This is a genomic window from Pseudomonas sp. GW821-FHT09C09, from assembly GCF_059418105.1.
In genome coordinates, this window is sequence record NZ_JBWKPF010000002.1 from 180222 (window position 1) to 196576 (window position 16355).

Annotated in this window: 10 protein-coding genes; 4 read left to right on the forward strand and 6 right to left on the reverse strand. The window is 61.4% G+C overall.

The genetic code is table 11. From position 1 onward, the window contains the following. Positions 1-14: 14 nt before the first annotated feature. Positions 15-761: an SDR family oxidoreductase gene (locus AC07NR_RS05910; protein ID WP_085708225.1), complete on the forward strand. Its 747-nt coding sequence runs from the start codon at positions 15-17 to the stop codon at positions 759-761. A gap of 39 nt (positions 762-800) precedes the next feature. Here the strand turns inward: AC07NR_RS05910 and mapR are convergent, their stop codons facing one another. From mapR to AC07NR_RS05930, 4 genes are all read right to left on the reverse strand, one after another. Further along, on the reverse strand, positions 801-2210 hold the full coding sequence (gene mapR / locus AC07NR_RS05915; protein ID WP_085708224.1) for a GntR family transcriptional regulator MpaR: 1410 nt from the start codon (positions 2208-2210) through the stop codon (positions 801-803). A gap of 132 nt (positions 2211-2342) precedes the next feature. Next, positions 2343-3773, reverse strand: a complete 1431-nt coding sequence (gene ccoG / locus AC07NR_RS05920) for a cytochrome c oxidase accessory protein CcoG (protein ID WP_265814573.1) — start codon at positions 3771-3773, stop codon at positions 2343-2345. 195 nt (positions 3774-3968) lie between these two features. After that, complete coding sequence (locus AC07NR_RS05925; protein ID WP_119426223.1) at positions 3969-4202, reverse strand: DUF3203 family protein; 234 nt, start codon at positions 4200-4202, stop codon at positions 3969-3971. Positions 4203-4292: 90 nt separating this feature from the next. After that, positions 4293-4451, reverse strand: coding sequence for a hypothetical protein (locus AC07NR_RS05930; protein ID WP_167443771.1), 159 nt, complete (start codon positions 4449-4451; stop codon positions 4293-4295). A gap of 218 nt (positions 4452-4669) precedes the next feature. Between AC07NR_RS05930 and AC07NR_RS05935 the strand changes: the two genes are divergently transcribed. From AC07NR_RS05935 to glgB, 3 genes are read left to right on the forward strand one after another with little or no spacing between them, the layout of a single operon-like run. Continuing rightward, on the forward strand, positions 4670-6667 hold the full coding sequence (locus AC07NR_RS05935; protein ID WP_495078048.1) for an alpha-1,4-glucan--maltose-1-phosphate maltosyltransferase: 1998 nt from the start codon (positions 4670-4672) through the stop codon (positions 6665-6667). 39 nt (positions 6668-6706) lie between these two features. Beyond that, positions 6707-10048 (forward strand): maltose alpha-D-glucosyltransferase, encoded by a 3342-nt coding sequence (gene treS, locus AC07NR_RS05940; protein WP_495078049.1) that lies wholly within the window; start codon positions 6707-6709, stop codon positions 10046-10048. 2 nt (positions 10049-10050) lie between these two features. Further along, positions 10051-12282, forward strand: coding sequence for a 1,4-alpha-glucan branching protein GlgB (gene glgB, locus AC07NR_RS05945; protein ID WP_495078050.1), 2232 nt, complete (start codon positions 10051-10053; stop codon positions 12280-12282). Positions 12283-12327: 45 nt separating this feature from the next. On the opposite strand, the gene AC07NR_RS05950 is transcribed toward glgB, so the two are convergent. Together AC07NR_RS05950 and AC07NR_RS05955 are read right to left on the reverse strand one after the other, a co-directional pair. Continuing rightward, the gene (locus AC07NR_RS05950) at positions 12328-13398 is read right to left on the reverse strand and encodes an autotransporter domain-containing protein (RefSeq protein WP_495078051.1); all 1071 of its coding nucleotides are present in this window, start codon (positions 13396-13398) and stop codon (positions 12328-12330) included. A gap of 323 nt (positions 13399-13721) precedes the next feature. Beyond that, positions 13722-16289: an autotransporter family protein gene (locus tag AC07NR_RS05955; protein WP_495078052.1), complete on the reverse strand. Its 2568-nt coding sequence runs from the start codon at positions 16287-16289 to the stop codon at positions 13722-13724. Between the last annotated feature and the right edge of the window lie 66 nt (positions 16290-16355).

Below are 16355 nucleotides of genomic sequence, written 5' to 3' on the forward strand. Positions count from 1 at the left end.
GGGGGAAGGCCAGCATGGATAAAGTCATTGTGATCACCGGCGGCGGGCGCGGAATCGGGGCCGCTACCGCGCTGTTGGCTGCCGAGCAAGGCTATCGGATCTGCATCAATTATCAGTCTGACGAACAGGCGGCCCACCACGTACTCGATCAGGTACGCGAACGCGGCGCCACCGCCATTGCCGTTCGCGCCGACGTCAGCATCGAAGACGAAGTGATCGGCCTGTTTCACCGGGTCGACACCGAGCTGGGCCGGGTCACCGCACTGGTGAACAACGCCGGCACCGTCGGGCACAAATCGCGGGTCGACGAAATGTCCGAATTCCGCATCCTCAAAATCATGAAAACCAACGTCCTGGCGCCGATCCTCTGCGCCAAGCACGCGATCCTGCGCATGTCGCCCAAACACGGCGGGCAGGGCGGCAGCATCGTCAACGTGTCTTCGGTTGCCGCGCGTCTGGGCTCGCCGAACGAGTATGTCGACTATGCGGCGTCCAAAGGTGCCCTCGACACGTTCACCATCGGTCTGTCCAAGGAAGTGGCGGGCGAGGGGATTCGGGTCAATGCGGTGCGTCCGGGCTACATCTACACCGATTTTCACGCCCTGAGCGGCGATCCGGACCGGGTCAGCAAGCTGGAGTCGGCGATTCCAATGGCCCGGGGCGGGCGGCCGGATGAAGTGGCGGAGGCGATTGTCTGGTTGTTGTCGGACAAGGCTTCGTATGCGACCGGGACTTTTGTCGATCTGGGCGGCGGGCGTTAGTGAGGGTTCGTTCCCACGCGTTGCGTGGGAACGATCGCATCAGAACGACCGCACAATCCGCCCCAACGTCTCCATCGCCTTCTCCGAGGCCTCGGTCCACGGGCTGCCGTAGTTCAACCGGATGCAATTCCTGAATCGTTGAGTCGGCGAAAAAATCGGCCCGGGTGCGATGCTGATGCCCTGCGCCAGCGCCATCTGAAACAACTTCAACGAATCCATCTGCGGTGGCAGTTCCAGCCACAGGAAATAACCGCCCGCCGGTTGGCTCACGCGGGTCTGCGCCGGAAAGTAGCGGGCGATGGCCGCGAGCATCGCGCTTTGCTGTTCTTCGAGGGCGTAGCGCAATTTGCGCAGGTGACGGTCGTAGCCACCGTGTTGCAGATAGTCGGCAATGGCCGCCTGGGCCGGCATCGAGGCACACAGCGAGGTCATCAGCTTCAGGCGTTCGATCTTCTGCGCGTAGCGTCCGGCGGCGACCCAGCCGATGCGGTAGCCGGGGGCCAGGCTCTTGGCGAACGAGCCGCAATGCATCACCAGGCCTTCGGTGTCGAAAGCCTTGGCCGGTTTCGGCGCCTGCTGGCCGTAATAGAGTTCGGCGTAGACGTCGTCTTCGATAAGCGGCACCTGATGCCGTTTCAGCAGTTCCACCAGTTCCTGTTTCTTGGTTTCGGGCATGGTCGCGCCCATCGGATTCTGGAAACTGGTCATGCACCAGCAGGCCTTGATCGGGTGCCGCTCCAGGGTCTGGGCGAGCACGCCGAGGTCGATGCCGTCGCGCGGGTGTACGGGGATTTCCACGGCTTTTAGCTTCAATCGCTCCAGCACTTGCAGGCTGGCGTAGAACGCCGGGGCCTCGATGGCCACCAGGTCGCCGGGTTCGGTCACCGCTTGCAGGCACAGGTTCAGCGCTTCGAGGGCGCCGTTGGTGATCAGCAGTTCTTCCATCGGCAGCATCAGCCCGCCGACCATGTAGCGCAGGGCGATCTGTCGGCGCAGTTGCGGGTTGCCCGGCGACATGTCGGTGACCACCATGCGCGGGTCCATCTCCCGGGCAGCGCTGGCCAGCGAACGTGACAGACGTTGCAGCGGGAACAGTTCAGGGCTGGGGAATGCGGAGCCGAACGGTACGGTGCTCGGGTCCTTGATCGATTCCAGCACCGAGAACACCAGTTCACTGACGTCGACCTTGGTGGATTCGTTGACCTGACTGCTGATCACCGGCTCCGAGAACGGGCTCGGGGCGTGGGTGTTGACGAAGTAGCCGGAGCGCGGCCGGGCGCGGATCAGGCCGCGACGTTCCAGCAGGTAATAGGCCTGGAACACCGTGGACGGGCTGACGCCATAGGTCTGGCTCGCGTAGCGCACCGACGGCACCCGCTGGCCGGGACCGAGGACGCCGGAGCGGATCAGTTCAGCGATGTCGTCGGCGAATTTTTCGTAGCGTTTCATCTTGGGTCCGGATTGATTTCTTTCTGGAAGACCGTGTCGCCTTCATTCGCGAGCAAGCTCGCTCCCACAGTTGACCGTATTCCTCTGTGGGAGCGAGCTTGCTCGCGAATGGCAGCGCCGCAGTCTAAGGGATCATCGATTCATCGGCGCAACAAACCGGCTCTTCGCCACGCTATAAACCTCGGGCTCGTCACTGTCGGCAATCTTGAAGCTCAAGGTCTGCGAGCTGCTGGCCGGGCGTTCTGTGGTCATGGCCACCGACACCGGCACATCGACGATCTCGCCCGGAGCCAGGCTCAGTTCGGTCTTGCCTTGCAGCTGGAAGCCGTCGCCATCTACCAGGCTCAGGTTGTAGTCCTGGCGCTGCTGGGTTTTGTTGATGACTTTGAGGGTGTAAATGTTTTCGATCTGGCCCTGGCCGTTCTCGCGGAACAGGCCGCGATCCTTGGTCACGTCCAGCGACACCATCGGCCGTTCAACCAGCGCGAGGGCGAGAGCGCCGATCATCACCACCAGTACCGCGACGTAGCCAATCAATCTCGGGCGCAGCAAGTGCGTCTTGCCACCCTGCAACTCGCGCTCGGAGGTGTAGCGAATCAGGCCACGGGCGTAATTCATCTTGTCCATGATCGAGTCGCAGGCGTCGATACACGCCGCGCAGCCGATGCATTCCATTTGCAGGCCGTCGCGGATGTCGATGCCGGTCGGGCAGACTTGCACGCACAACTGGCAGTCGATGCAATCGCCGAGGCCGGCTTCGGCGGGTTTCACCTCGCGTTTGCGCGGGCCGCGGTTTTCGCCACGGGCTGCGTCGTAGGAAATGGCCAGGGTGTCCTTGTCGAACATCACGCTCTGGAACCGCGCATACGGGCACATGTGCATGCACACCGCTTCGCGCAGCCAGCCGGCGTTGATGTAGGTGGCGGCGGTGAAGAACAGCACCCAGAACAGGCTGACACCGCCGATCTGCAAGGTCAGCAACTCTTCGGCCAGCGGACGGATCGGGGTGAAGTAGCCAACGAAAGTCAGGCCGGTCAGCACGCTGATTGCCAGCCACAACGTGTGCTTGGCCGCACGCCGCGCCAGTTTGTTCAGGCTCCACGGCGCCGCTTGTAGCTTGATCCGCTGGTTGCGTTCGCCTTCGGTGATCTTCTCGCACCACATGAAGATCCACGTCCACGAACTCTGCGGGCAGGTGTAGCCACACCACACCCGGCCGGCGAACACGGTAATCGCGAACAGGCCGAACGCGGCGATGATCAGCAGCGCCGACAGCAGAATGAAATCCTGCGGCCAGAAGGTCGCGCCAAAGATGTGGAACTTGCTTTCGGAAAGGTCCCAGAGCACCGCCTGACGCCCGCCCCAGTTCAGCCACACGGTGCCGAAAAACAGCAGGAACAGAAACCCCGCGCCGCTCATGCGCAAGGTGCGGAACAGGCCGGTGAAGCTGCGGGTGAAAATCTGGTTGTCGCTGGTGGCGTGTTTCGCCTTCATTGGGCGCGCCGGTACTTTTTTTATCTGGGGAGATGCTTCTACGGTTCGGACGGGGATTCGTTCGCTCATGGTCGTTCGCTCATCAGCCTCCATCAGGCCAGTGAACTATGAGCGTCGATCTGTTTGCATAACAGACTCAGGTATTTCAATAAAAAGCGTATCAGATGGGTTTTGCGCCCGGCCCTGCGACAACTTGAAGCAGTTGGCGGGGCGGGGCGCAGACGCCTATCCCGGACGGCTGCGGGGGATATTGACCGGGGTCAGTCAAATCACCGAATCACTGTCGGTGGCTTTCAGGTGTTTGCGCCCGTCCTTTGCGCCTGCGACGGTCAGCGCATCGGCTTCGGCCTCGGTGATGTAAATGCGCCGGCCTTCGATTTCCACGGCAGACATCGATTTGTCGCTGTCGGTGATGACCGTCAGGTCGCCGCACAGGCGAATCTGTTCACCGTTTTCGGTGGCAAAAAAACAGGTCTGGTTTTCGATGCGCACGGTCATGGGGCTGTCCTTTTTTCCAAGGGGTGTTGAAAGGTTAGGGCGCAGCCCCGGGGGATCGTTCTGTGCAACCGATTAATGGTCACCGGGCGATCAGACAATCACCGGCGGCATGGTCGACGGTGGCTCTTCCTTGGGCGGCGGCGTGGTGCCCGGTGGCTCCTGTTCCGGGATCGGTTGCGGCTCGGTTTCGGGCAGCACCGGTTTGTCGATGTTCGGATCGGGCGTTTCAGCGGGGATCGGAATAGTCATCAGTTGAACCTCCGTGTGGCACATGGCGTGAGAAGTGCTTAAGTGGGTTGACCACTTCTGCGCGAAATCGATCCGATTTTGTGGCGGGGCAAATCCCTGTGAACTTTTGCCGGTAAGGGTCGCTCGGAACCTGAGAGAGTTCATCGTCGGGTGCAGGCCCGGCCGTGATCGCCAAACAGGCAAACGAGCGTCCTTGGGGCGTTAAGGAGAGATGCTCAATGACTGCTGAAAAACCCTCCGAACAGAGCTACAACCCGCACATTCCGCTGTCCCAGGCGTTGCTGCTGCCACGCATCGCCATTGAAAACACCCAACCATCGCTGGATGGCGGGCAGTTTGCCGTCAAGGCTGTAGTCGGGCGCGAGATCGTGGTCACCAGCAAGATCTTCGCCGACGGTCACGACAAACTGGCGGTGCGCATCCGCTGGCGCGAAGAGGGCGAGGAAGTCTGGCAAAGCGAAGTCATGAGCGATCAGGGCAACAACGGCTGGGAAGGCCGGTTCCGGCCCCAACGCATGGGCCGCTATCTGTACCTGATCGAAGCCTGGATCGACCAGTTCGCCAGTTTTCAGTACGAACTGGAGAAGAAACACCTGGCCGCCGTCCCGGTCAGCCTGGAGATGCAAGAAGGTCGCACCATGGTGCAGCAGGCCGCCGAACGCAGCGAAGGCCAACTCAGCGAACGGCTGGCGGCGCTGCACCATGAATTGTCCGGCCTGCTCGAAACCGAGCAGGTCGCGTTGTTTCTGCACTCGCAAAGTGCGCAACTGATGGCCGAGGCCGATCATCGCCCGTATCTGAGCATCAGCCCGGAATTTTCGCTGGACGTTGAACGGGAACTGGCGGAGTTCGCCAGTTGGTACGAGCTGTTTCCCCGCTCGATCACCGATGATCCCGCCCGTCACGGCACCTTCAACGATGTGCACTCGCGGTTGCCGATGATTCAGGACATGGGCTTCGACGTGTTGTATTTCACGCCGATTCATCCGATCGGCCGCAGCCATCGCAAGGGCCGCAACAATTCCCTGACCGCCGGGCCCGACGATCCCGGCAGCCCTTACGCAATTGGCAGCGAAGAGGGCGGGCACGAAGCGATTCATTCGCAGCTCGGCACCCGCGAGGATTTTCGCCGACTGGTGGCGGCGGCCGCTGAGCATGGTCTGGAGATCGCCCTCGATTTTGCGATCCAGTGTTCCCAGGATCACCCGTGGCTCAAGCAGCATCCGGGATGGTTCAACTGGCGGCCGGACGGCACGATCAAATACGCGGAGAACCCGCCGAAGAAATACCAGGACATCGTCAACGTTGACTTCTATGCGCCGGAAGCGATTCCGAGCCTGTGGGTCGAGCTGCGCGACATCGTCTTCGGCTGGGTCGAGGAGGGCGTGAAGATCTTTCGTGTCGACAACCCGCACACCAAACCGCTGCCGTTCTGGCAATGGCTGATTGCCGACGTACGCACCTTGCACCCCGAAGTGATCTTCCTCGCCGAGGCGTTCACCACCCCGGCGATGATGGCGCGGCTGGGCAAGGTCGGTTACACCCAGAGCTACACCTATTTCACCTGGCGCAACACCAAGCCTGAACTGGCGAGTTACTTCAGCGAACTCAACGAATCGCCGTGGCGCGAGTGCTACCGGCCGAATTTCTTCGTCAACACCCCGGACATCAACCCGGCGTTCCTGCATGAGTCGGGACGTCCCGGGTTTCTCATCCGTGCGGCGCTGGCGACCATGGGCTCGGGCCTGTGGGGCATGTATTCGGGGTTCGAACTGTGCGAATCGGCGCCGGTGCCGGGCAAGGAGGAATACCTTGATTCCGAGAAGTACGAGATCCGCGTCCGCGACTTCAACCAGCCCGGCAACATCATTGCCGAGATCGCCCAGCTCAACCGCATCCGCCGGCAGAACCCGGCGCTGCACAGTCATCTGGGCCTGAAAATCTACAACGCCTGGAACGACAACATTCTGTATTTCGGCAAGCGCAGCGCCGATGGCAGCAATTTCATTCTGGTGGCCGTCAGCCTTGATCCACATCACCCGCAGGAGGCGAATTTTGAACTGCCGCTGTGGGAAATGGACTTGCCGGACGACGCCACCACCCACGGCGAAGACCTTATGAATGGCCATCGCTGGGACTGGCACGGCAAGTACCAGTTCATGCGGATCGACCCGGCTTTTCAGCCGTTCGGGATCTGGCGCATCACCGCAGCCTGATCCGGGCCGACGCATTCATGCATTGAACAGGAGTTTCACATGGCGAAGAAACCCAAGTCAGCCACCTTCATCAAGGACCCGCTCTGGTACAAGGACGCGGTGATCTATCAGGTTCACGTCAAATCCTTTTTCGACTCCAACAATGACGGAATCGGCGATTTTCCCGGCCTGATCGCCAAACTCGATTACATTGCCGAACTCGGCGTCAATACCATCTGGCTGTTGCCGTTCTATCCCTCGCCACGCCGTGACGACGGTTACGACATCGCCGAATACCGTGGCGTACACAGCGATTACGGGACCATGGCCGACGCCAAGCGCTTCATCGCCGAGGCGCACAAACGGGGTTTGCGGGTCATTACCGAGCTGGTCATCAACCACACTTCGGATCAGCACCCGTGGTTCCAGCGGGCGCGCAAGGCCAAGCCCGGTTCGGCGGCCCGCGACTTCTATGTGTGGTCGGATGACGACCAGAAATACGACGGCACGCGGATCATTTTCCTCGACACCGAAAAGTCCAACTGGACCTGGGACCCGGTGGCCGGTCAGTACTTCTGGCACCGTTTCTATTCGCACCAGCCGGACCTCAATTTCGACAACCCGCAAGTCATGAAAGCCGTGCTGTCGGTGATGCGTTATTGGCTGGACATGGGCATCGACGGTCTGCGGCTGGACGCGATTCCGTACCTGATCGAACGCGACGGCACCAACAACGAAAACCTGCCGGAGACCCACGACGTTCTCAAGCAGATCCGTGCAGAAATCGACGCCAATTACCCGGACCGCATGCTGCTGGCCGAGGCCAACCAATGGCCGGAAGACACCCAGTTGTACTTCGGCGACACTGACGCCGAAGGCGTGAATGGCGACGAATGCCACATGGCATTCCACTTCCCGCTGATGCCGCGCATGTACATGGCGCTGGCTCAGGAAGATCGCTTCCCGATCACCGACATCCTGCGCCAGACCCCGGAGATCCCGGCCAATTGCCAATGGGCGATCTTCCTGCGCAACCACGATGAACTGACGCTGGAGATGGTCACCGACAAGGAGCGCGACTACCTCTGGAACTACTACGCCGCCGACCGCCGTGCGCGGATCAACCTCGGCATCCGCCGACGTCTGGCACCGCTTATGGAGCGCGACCGTCGGCGCATCGAACTGCTCAACAGTCTGCTGCTGTCGATGCCCGGCACGCCGACCCTGTATTACGGCGATGAAATCGGCATGGGCGACAACATCTATCTGGGTGACCGCGATGGCGTGCGCACGCCGATGCAATGGTCTATCGACCGTAACGGCGGCTTCTCCCGGGCCGATCCAGCCAGTCTGGTGCTGCCGCCGATCATGGACCCGCAGTACGGCTTTCAGTCGGTCAACGTCGAAACCCAGGCCGGCGATCCGCATTCGTTGTTGAACTGGACTCGTCGCCTGCTGACGGTACGCAAGCAATCCAAGGCGTTCGGTCGCGGCACCTTGAAAATGCTTTCGCCGGCCAACCGCCGCGTGCTGGCCTACACCCGCGAATACACCGGGCCGGATGGCAAACACGAAATCATCCTGTGCGTGGCCAACGTTTCGCGCAGCGCCCAGGCCGTGGAGCTGGACCTTTCGGCCTATGTGGGCATGGTGCCGGTGGAGATGCTTGGCGGTAATGCATTTCCGCCCATCGGCCAGCTCAACTTTCTGCTGACCCTCGCGCCTTACGGCTTCTACTGGTTCGGCCTCGCGGCGGAAAACCAGATGCCGAGCTGGCACGTCGAGCCGGCGCAGAGCCTGCCGGACTTCACCACGCTGGTGCTGAAAAAACGCATGGAAGAGCTGCTGGAAGCGCCGTCCCGGGCCACCCTCGAGCAAGGCATCCTGCCGAACTGGTTGCAGAACCGCCGCTGGTTCGCCGGCAAGGATGCGGCCATCGAGCACGTTCGACTGGCTTATGGCGTGCGTTTCGGCGACGCGCAGCATCCGGTGCTGCTCAGCGAGATCGAAGTCAGCAGCGGCGGGCAGACCAGCCGTTACCAACTGCCGTTCGGCTTTATCTCGGAAGATCAGGTCGGGCCGGCCTTGCCGCAGCAATTGGCGTTGTCCCGTGTGCGTCGGGTCCGTCAGGTCGGTCTGATTACCGATGCCTTCAGCCTCGAAGCCTTTATTCGTGCGGTTTTACAAGGCATGCAAAGTGGCACGGTGCTGGACTCCAGCGATGGCGAAATCCGTTTCGCGGCCACGCCGCAACTGGAAAGCCTGGGACTCGGTAGCGAGTCGGAAGTGCGTTACCTGTCGGCCGAGCAATCCAACAGTTCGGTGGTGATCGGCAACAGTCTGGTGCTCAAGCTGATCCGTAAAGTCGCTTCTGGCGTACACCCGGAACTGGAAATGAGCGCTTACCTGACCGCCGCCGGATTTGCCAATATTTCCCCGCTGCTGGGTTCGGTGATTCGCCGCGACGGGCAGGGCGAAGACAACCTGCTGATGATTGCCCAGGGCTATTTGAGCAACCAGGGCGATGCTTGGGAATGGACGCAAAACAACCTCGAACGCGCCTTGCGCGATGAACTGGCGGACGCCGTGTCCGAACAGTCGCAGCACTACAACGCCCTCGGCGAACTGAAGGATTTTGCCGGCATGCTCGGGCAGCGTCTGGGGGAAATGCATCAGGTACTGGCGGCGCCCACCGACAATCCGGATTTTGCGCCGCAGGTCAGTTCGGCCAAGGATGCGCAGGCCGCCGGCAAGGACGTGGGCGCTCAGGTCGAGCACGCGCTCAAGCTGCTCAAGCAACATCAGGGCGAACTCGATGCGGCGGATCAGAAGCTTGTCGGTCGACTGCTCGACCACAAGAAAACCATCCTCGCTCATGTGCAGGAACTGGCGAAGAAATCCGCCGGCGGTTTGCGCATCCGCGTCCATGGCGATCTGCATCTGGGGCAAGTGCTGGTGATCAAGGGCGATGCGTATCTGATCGACTTCGAAGGCGAACCGGCGCGGCCACTGGCCGAGCGTCGCGGCAAGCACAGCCCGTACAAGGATGTCAGCGGTGTGCTGCGTTCCTTCGATTACGCGGCCGCGATGACCATCAACGTGCACAACGTCGATAACAGTCCCGAAGCCGAAGCGGCGCGGCGACGGGTGGCTGAACGCTATTTGCGTGAAGCCCGCGAGGCATTTGTCGAGGCATATCAGCGAGCGGCAGCTAGTCTTGATCATGCCTGGCAGGATCCTGAAGGTGCCGACGCCGCACTGGCGTTGTTCGGTCTGGAGAAAGCGGCCTACGAAGTGGCCTATGAAGCCGAAAATCGCCCCACCTGGCTGCCCGTGCCGTTGCACGGTCTGTATGGGTTATTGACGGGGCTGGAACCCTTTTCCGATCTTGGTGGAGAGTAGTCATGAGTTTCTCGAACAAGGAACAGGGTCACGTTAAAGAGCGTTTGCTGCCCGGGGCCAGGGACATCAATGCCCTGGTGCGCGCAGAACATCAGGACCCGTTTTCCATTCTCGGGCCCCACGGCGATGGTGCCGGCGGGCAGTTCATCCGGGCGTACCTGCCCGGCGCATTGAGTGTCAGCGTGCTGGACAAGGACAGCGGCGAGGAGCGCGGCCCGCTGGAGGCGACCGAGACGCCGGGGCTGTTTGTCGGGCATTTCGAATCGGCACGGCCTTATCTGTTGCGTACCCGTTGGGCCGGTGGCGAACAGGTTGCGGAAGATCCCTACAGCTTTGGCCAGTTGCTCGGTGAAATGGATTTGTATCTGTTCGCTGAAGGCAATCACCGCGACCTCAGCAGTTGCCTTGGTGCACAGTTGAAAACCGTGGATGGCGTCGACGGTGTGCGTTTTGCCGTGTGGGCGCCGAATGCCCGGCGGGTGTCGGTGGTCGGCGATTTCAACGTCTGGGACGGGCGTCGGCATCCGATGCGGCTGCGCCATCCGTCCGGGGTCTGGGAGCTGTTCATTCCGCGCCTGCAGGCGGGCGACTTGTACAAATATGAAATCCTTGGCGCCCACGGCATCCTGCCGCTCAAGGCCGACCCGATGGCGCTGGCCACCAGCTTGCCGCCGGACACCGCGTCCAAAGTCGCCTCGCCGTTGCAGGTCGACTGGCAGGATCAGGACTGGATGACCGGCCGCCGCGAGCGCCAGCAACACAATGCGCCGCTGTCGATCTATGAGTTGCATGCCGGTTCCTGGCAATGCGAATTGGACGATCTCGGTGAAGTGGCCCGTCAGTACACCTGGCCAGAGCTGGCCGAGCGCTTGATTCCCTACGTCAAGGAACTGGGCTTCACCCACATCGAACTGATGCCGATCATGGAGCACCCGTTCGGCGGCTCCTGGGGTTACCAGTTGCTGTCGCAATTCGCCCCGAGTGCGCGTTACGGCACGCCGGACGAGTTCGCGGCGTTCGTCAATGCCTGCCATCAGGCCGATATCGGGGTGATTCTCGACTGGGTGCCGGCGCATTTTCCGACCGATACCCACGGTCTGGCGCAGTTCGACGGCACCGCGCTGTACGAATACGGCAACCCGCTGGAAGGCTTTCATCAGGACTGGGACACGTTGATCTACAACCTCGGCCGCACCGAAGTGCACGGCTACATGCTGGCGTCGGCACTGCACTGGCTGAAGCATTTCCATGTCGACGGACTGCGAGTCGATGCGGTGGCGTCGATGCTGTATCGCGACTATTCACGCAAGGCCGGGGAGTGGGTGCCCAATCGCCATGGCGGACGGGAGAATCTGGAAGCCATCGACTTCCTCCGTCACCTGAACGATGTGGTGGCGCTGGAAGCACCGGGCGCGCTGGTGATCGCCGAGGAATCCACGGCCTGGCCCGGCGTCAGTCAAAGCACTCAGCAGGGCGGCCTCGGCTTTGCCTACAAATGGAACATGGGCTGGATGCACGATTCGTTGCATTACATCCAGCAGGATCCGGTGTACCGCGCCCATCATCACAACGAGTTGAGTTTCGGTCTGGTGTACGCCTGGTCCGAGCGTTTCATCCTGCCGATCTCCCACGACGAAGTGGTGCACGGCAAGCATTCGCTGATCGACAAGATGCCCGGCGACCGCTGGCAGAAGTTCGCCAACTTGCGGGCCTATCTGAGTTTCATGTGGACCCATCCGGGCAAGAAACTGCTGTTCATGGGCTGCGAGTTCGGGCAGTGGCGCGAGTGGAATCACGATCAGCAGTTGGATTGGTATCTGCTGCAGTATTCCGAGCACAAAGGTGTGCAGAAACTGGTTGGCGATCTGAATCGGTTGTACCGCGAAGAGCCGGCGCTGCACGAGCAGGACGACGCGCCGCAGGGTTTCCAGTGGCTGATCGGTGACGATGCGATCAACAGCGTCTATGCGTGGCTGCGCTGGAGCAAGGAGGGGACGCCGGTGCTGGTGGTGGCCAACTTCACGCCAGTGCCGCGTCAGTCGTACCGGGTGGGCGTGCCGTTTGCCGGGCGCTGGAAGGAGCTGCTCAACAGTGATGCCGACACCTATGCCGGTTCCAACTATGGCAATGGCGGCGGGGCGTTCACTGAAGACGTGGCCAGTCATGGTCAGGCCTTGTCGCTGGAGCTGAATCTGCCGCCGCTGGCGGTGTTGATCCTCAAGCCCGAGGGTTGACGATAAACCTGCGGGAGCAAACGACTTGCTCCCGCAGGAGCGTCGTTACCACCGCATCCGCACCCCCAGACTGCCGATCAACCCGTTCAGATCATTGTCATCCACATCACTGCTGTAGTCGGCACTGACGTACAGACTCACTGACGGCGTGACCTTCGCCACCAGACCCAGGCCGAGTTCCACCGTCGAAGACTTGCGGCTGCTGCTGATCTTGTCCACCTGATCGAGGGTCACCGCGTTGCCGGTGTACACCGTGTGCCACAGGTTGGTGCGCACGTAGGGTTCCACGGGTAGGCCGCTCAGGTCGTAACTGCCTTTGAGGCGGGCACCGACCCGGCCGCTCCACGACGAAATGTCAGTCGATGAGGCGTTGCCCGAGCCCGCGTAGGGCGTGTCGAGGGTGATGCGCTGATTGATCAACTGCGCCTGCGGTTCGACTACCCAGTTTTCGCTCAGGCCGATCGGGAAACCGCCTTCCACCGAAAGGGTCATCGCGCTGCCTTCCGTGGCCAGGCGCGCGCCCTGTTCATTGCGGCTGAAACCACTGACCCGGCCGCCGCTGGCCGACAGATCCACGTGCCAGCCTGCGGAGCCCGTGAGGCTGTAATAGGCGCCGAGGCTCTGGCCCTGCAGATTGAGGGTGTCGGTGGTCGGGTCGGCGAGGGCGCGGTTGACGATCAGGCCGGTGCCGTTACCCTGGATCTGATTCAGGCCGCCGATCAGGCCGATGCGCTGGGTCTGCCCGTCGCTGCCATGCAAGGTCAGCACGGCCGGCCCTTTGACTTCCCCCGAGCCGGGCACCGCAAACCCGGTGCCGAAGATATCGGTCTGTGCCAGGCGAGAGGGCTGCCCGTAAAGCTGATCCCATTCCGAGGGGGCGAGATCCTCGGTGAGCAAATGTGTGCCGTGCAGGTCAGGGCGCGGGCTCAGGCGTTGCGAATCGGGCGTGATGACGGTCGCGGGCAGCGTCATGATCGGCACGTCCTGGCGATACCAGGGAGTGGTCTCATCCGCCACAGGACCCGCCTGTGCCTCCATGGATGAGCACAGCAAGATAGAACTTGAAACGGTGCAAAAGGTGATTTTGATCTCGTGTGGGGTGAGTGAGGTTTTCATGAAGGTCTACCTTGCTAGCGCATGCGGTATCTCGCCTGGGCGTCTCTCCTACCCCGAACGAGGGGCGACCGAATGGAGCGAGGCGAACCTGGGGCAGCCCGTTTCACGAGTGTCCGAAGGCTCGCCCCGAGTAGTGATTCCGGGGGTAGTAAGGTAGAGCTAAGAAGACGGCTGACATTGCGTCAAGAAAATGGACGATGAGCGGTTGGTTTGAATCGGGAGTCACAACCTTCTGTTTTTATTTACCTATATAAGTTCTTGTTTGTATGGAGTATCACCGCGAAAGCGGCAGGATAGAGGGGGGGCAGCAACCGACGGTCGGTCTACCAGTCGATACGGATACCCAGGTTGGCGGCCACGCTGCGTTGCTCATTGCTGTCAATATTGCGGCTGTAATCGGTACTGGCGTAGACACTGATCGACGGGTCCAGGCGCAGCGCCACACCCAGGCCGATGTCTGCCGTGGAGGCCTTCTGTTGGCTGCGGATGACATCGGTGTCTGCGAAGGTGACGGAGTCGCTCCCGGAAAAGGTGTGCCAAAGGTTTGCGCGCAGGTAGGGTTCCAGCGTCTGACCCTGCAAGCGGTAATGTCCGACGATGCGGGCTCCCAGCCGAGCGGTCAGGCTGCTATCGGAATCGAAGGAAACACGTGAGATTCCGTCGTTCTGGCTGTCGAGGGAGACCGCCTGATGGATGATCTGAACCTGCGGTTCGATCAGCCACCGGTCGTTGATGAGAAGCGGGTATCCGCTTTCGACCGAAGCACTGAGGGCGTGGCCGCGATTATCCAGTCGAGCGCCACGAACCGAGCGGCTGTCGCCATCGAACCGGGTGCCCATCAGTACGGTGTCGAGGTAAGCGCCGCGCGGGTTGATCAATGTCCAGTACAACCCGTAACTGTCGCCCTGCAGTTTGATGTTGCCAGCCATGTTGTCTTCGACGGCGTCGCTGAAGCCGCTGACGTCACCCCGTAAACGGCTGTGACCGATGAACAGACCGACTCGCCAGGTCATGGCATCCGAGTGCTCGCCGTAAAGATCATGTCCAACCTGTACGCCACTGAGCGAACCGTCCAGGCGCGGGGTCACCGTTCCTGCCCAGGTCTGGTCGAGGTTCTTGCCATAGATCCTTGCCCATCCGGAGCTGAAGGTTCCGGTCCGGTCCAGCAGTTGCTGAGTGCCTTGACGATCATGGAAGGTCCCCAGTGCATTCAGCGCCAATTGTGCTGCAGCCGGGGGCAGCACTGACCACACGGGAACCTCCGGACGGTACAGGGCGATCGGCGCAGCGCCGGGGACAGCGGCAGGCAGCGCCGGTAACGGCGGGCTGCCGGCGGGAGCGACGGCTGCCACGGGAGTGGCCACCACCGGAACATATATCGGCGCAAGGCTCGGATCGGGATTGGGCACGCTTACCACTGCCGGTGCAACGATGGCCGAACGCAGATACCAGTTGTTTTCCGTGCCCGCCGTCACGCCACCCTTGAACAGCCGGTAATCGTATGCACCGGCCGACACCGGACTGGTCAGGGAAAACGCGTTGTCGCTACTGAGTGTGCTGCCCAGTGCCTGCACCAGTTGAATGCCGTTCTGTGCGGTCAGGGCGCCATTGCCGCCCAGGTTGGTCACGGCAATGGCTGTCGTGCCGCTCAGGCTACCGTTGCTGACCACCAGCCTGTCGCTGGGGGCGTCATCGCCGGCAATCACGCTCTGCAATCGCAATTGACCACCGGCGCCGACGTAGTTGCCTTGCACAGTCAGGGTATCGCTGGTGCGATTGTTGTTGGCGGTCATGTCGATGACGCCAGCGTTGTTGAGGGTCACTGATTGTCCGGCTACCGCAGGCGAGACGACGCCTTGAACAGACGTCAGCGTGCTGCTGGCGTCGATATTCAGTACGCCCCGGCCTGTGGTGGCATCGCCAAGGGGCAGACTGTCTGCGCCCAGATCCATCCGTGAGCCGTTGTTCAGGTTTACCGTTTCCCAGTTGGTATAACGCGGGACAAGCGCGGTGCGGCTGTTGTCGAACGTCAGCACATCGCTGCCATTGCCGCCATCGATCCGTGGCGTCAGCGCGAGCAGGCTGTCGTCGAGGTTGCGCAGAATCGCACTGTCATTGCCGTCACCCATGAGGATCGCCGAGCGCACGATACCGCCACCGTCCCACACTAACCGGTCATCGCCCGTGCCGGCCCTTATCTCCCCGACGATTTCGCCACCGGTGAGCGTGATGCTGTCGCTGCCACCACTGACGCTGAGGTTTCCCCCGATCCGCCCGCCGGAAACACGAATGGTGTCATTGTCGAAGCCGGTCACCAGATTGCCGATGATCTGTCCTCCGGACAGTTCGAAGACATTGTTATCGAGCTTCATGTCAACACGGCCGATGGTACCGCCGCTCATTTGCGCGAAATCGCCGTCTTCGAAGGCGCCGGTGATGGTTCCGCCTGTCATCGTGAAGCGGTCGAATCCATCACCCTGGGTCAACGAAGCGATGGTGCCGCCGTGCATGATGAACGTGTCCACGCCATTACCCTGGTGAACCGCGCCGCTGATGGTGCCGTTGTCGATCTGCAGCACATTGTTGCCATTGCCCATGTCGAGAACGCCCCTGATGGCGCCCGACTGCATGAGTACACGGTCGGCCCCGGCACCGAATGTGACGTTGCCGGGAATGTTGCCGTTGCCATTGACAGGGAATGTCAGGCTGTTGTTTCCCGACAGGTCAGTGAGCGGCGTGCTGCCAGGACTGTCGCAGGTGTACGCGTCATCTCCGGGCGTCGGGTTGAAGGTGCAAAGGGCGAACGCCGGATCGGGCGATTCGAGCAAGAACCAGATGGAAACAACCAGCAGACTGTAATGGCGGGTGCTGTAGGGGCCGGGAGCTTTCATGGAAGGTCTCCGCTCATTGGCGCCGACGCGCGGCGCAATGGCTTGAACCTAACAAGGCTTGTGACA

Bases quoted from the DNA above. Each gene is read 5' to 3' on its own strand.
- AC07NR_RS05910 (WP_085708225.1), top strand. From the start codon at position 15: ATGGATAAAGTCATTGTGATCACCGGCGGCGGGCGCGGAATCGGGGCC.
- mapR (WP_085708224.1), bottom strand. From the start codon at position 2,210: ATGAAACGCTACGAAAAATTCGCCGACGACATCGCTGAACTGATCCGC.
- ccoG (WP_265814573.1), bottom strand. From the start codon at position 3,773: ATGAGCGAACGAATCCCCGTCCGAACCGTAGAAGCATCTCCCCAGATA.
- AC07NR_RS05925 (WP_119426223.1), bottom strand. From the start codon at position 4,202: ATGACCGTGCGCATCGAAAACCAGACCTGTTTTTTTGCCACCGAAAAC.
- AC07NR_RS05930 (WP_167443771.1), bottom strand. From the start codon at position 4,451: ATGACTATTCCGATCCCCGCTGAAACGCCCGATCCGAACATCGACAAA.
- AC07NR_RS05935 (WP_495078048.1), top strand. From the start codon at position 4,670: ATGACTGCTGAAAAACCCTCCGAACAGAGCTACAACCCGCACATTCCG.
- treS (WP_495078049.1), top strand. From the start codon at position 6,707: ATGGCGAAGAAACCCAAGTCAGCCACCTTCATCAAGGACCCGCTCTGG.
- glgB (WP_495078050.1), top strand. From the start codon at position 10,051: ATGAGTTTCTCGAACAAGGAACAGGGTCACGTTAAAGAGCGTTTGCTG.
- AC07NR_RS05950 (WP_495078051.1), bottom strand. From the start codon at position 13,398: ATGAAAACCTCACTCACCCCACACGAGATCAAAATCACCTTTTGCACC.
- AC07NR_RS05955 (WP_495078052.1), bottom strand. From the start codon at position 16,289: ATGAAAGCTCCCGGCCCCTACAGCACCCGCCATTACAGTCTGCTGGTT.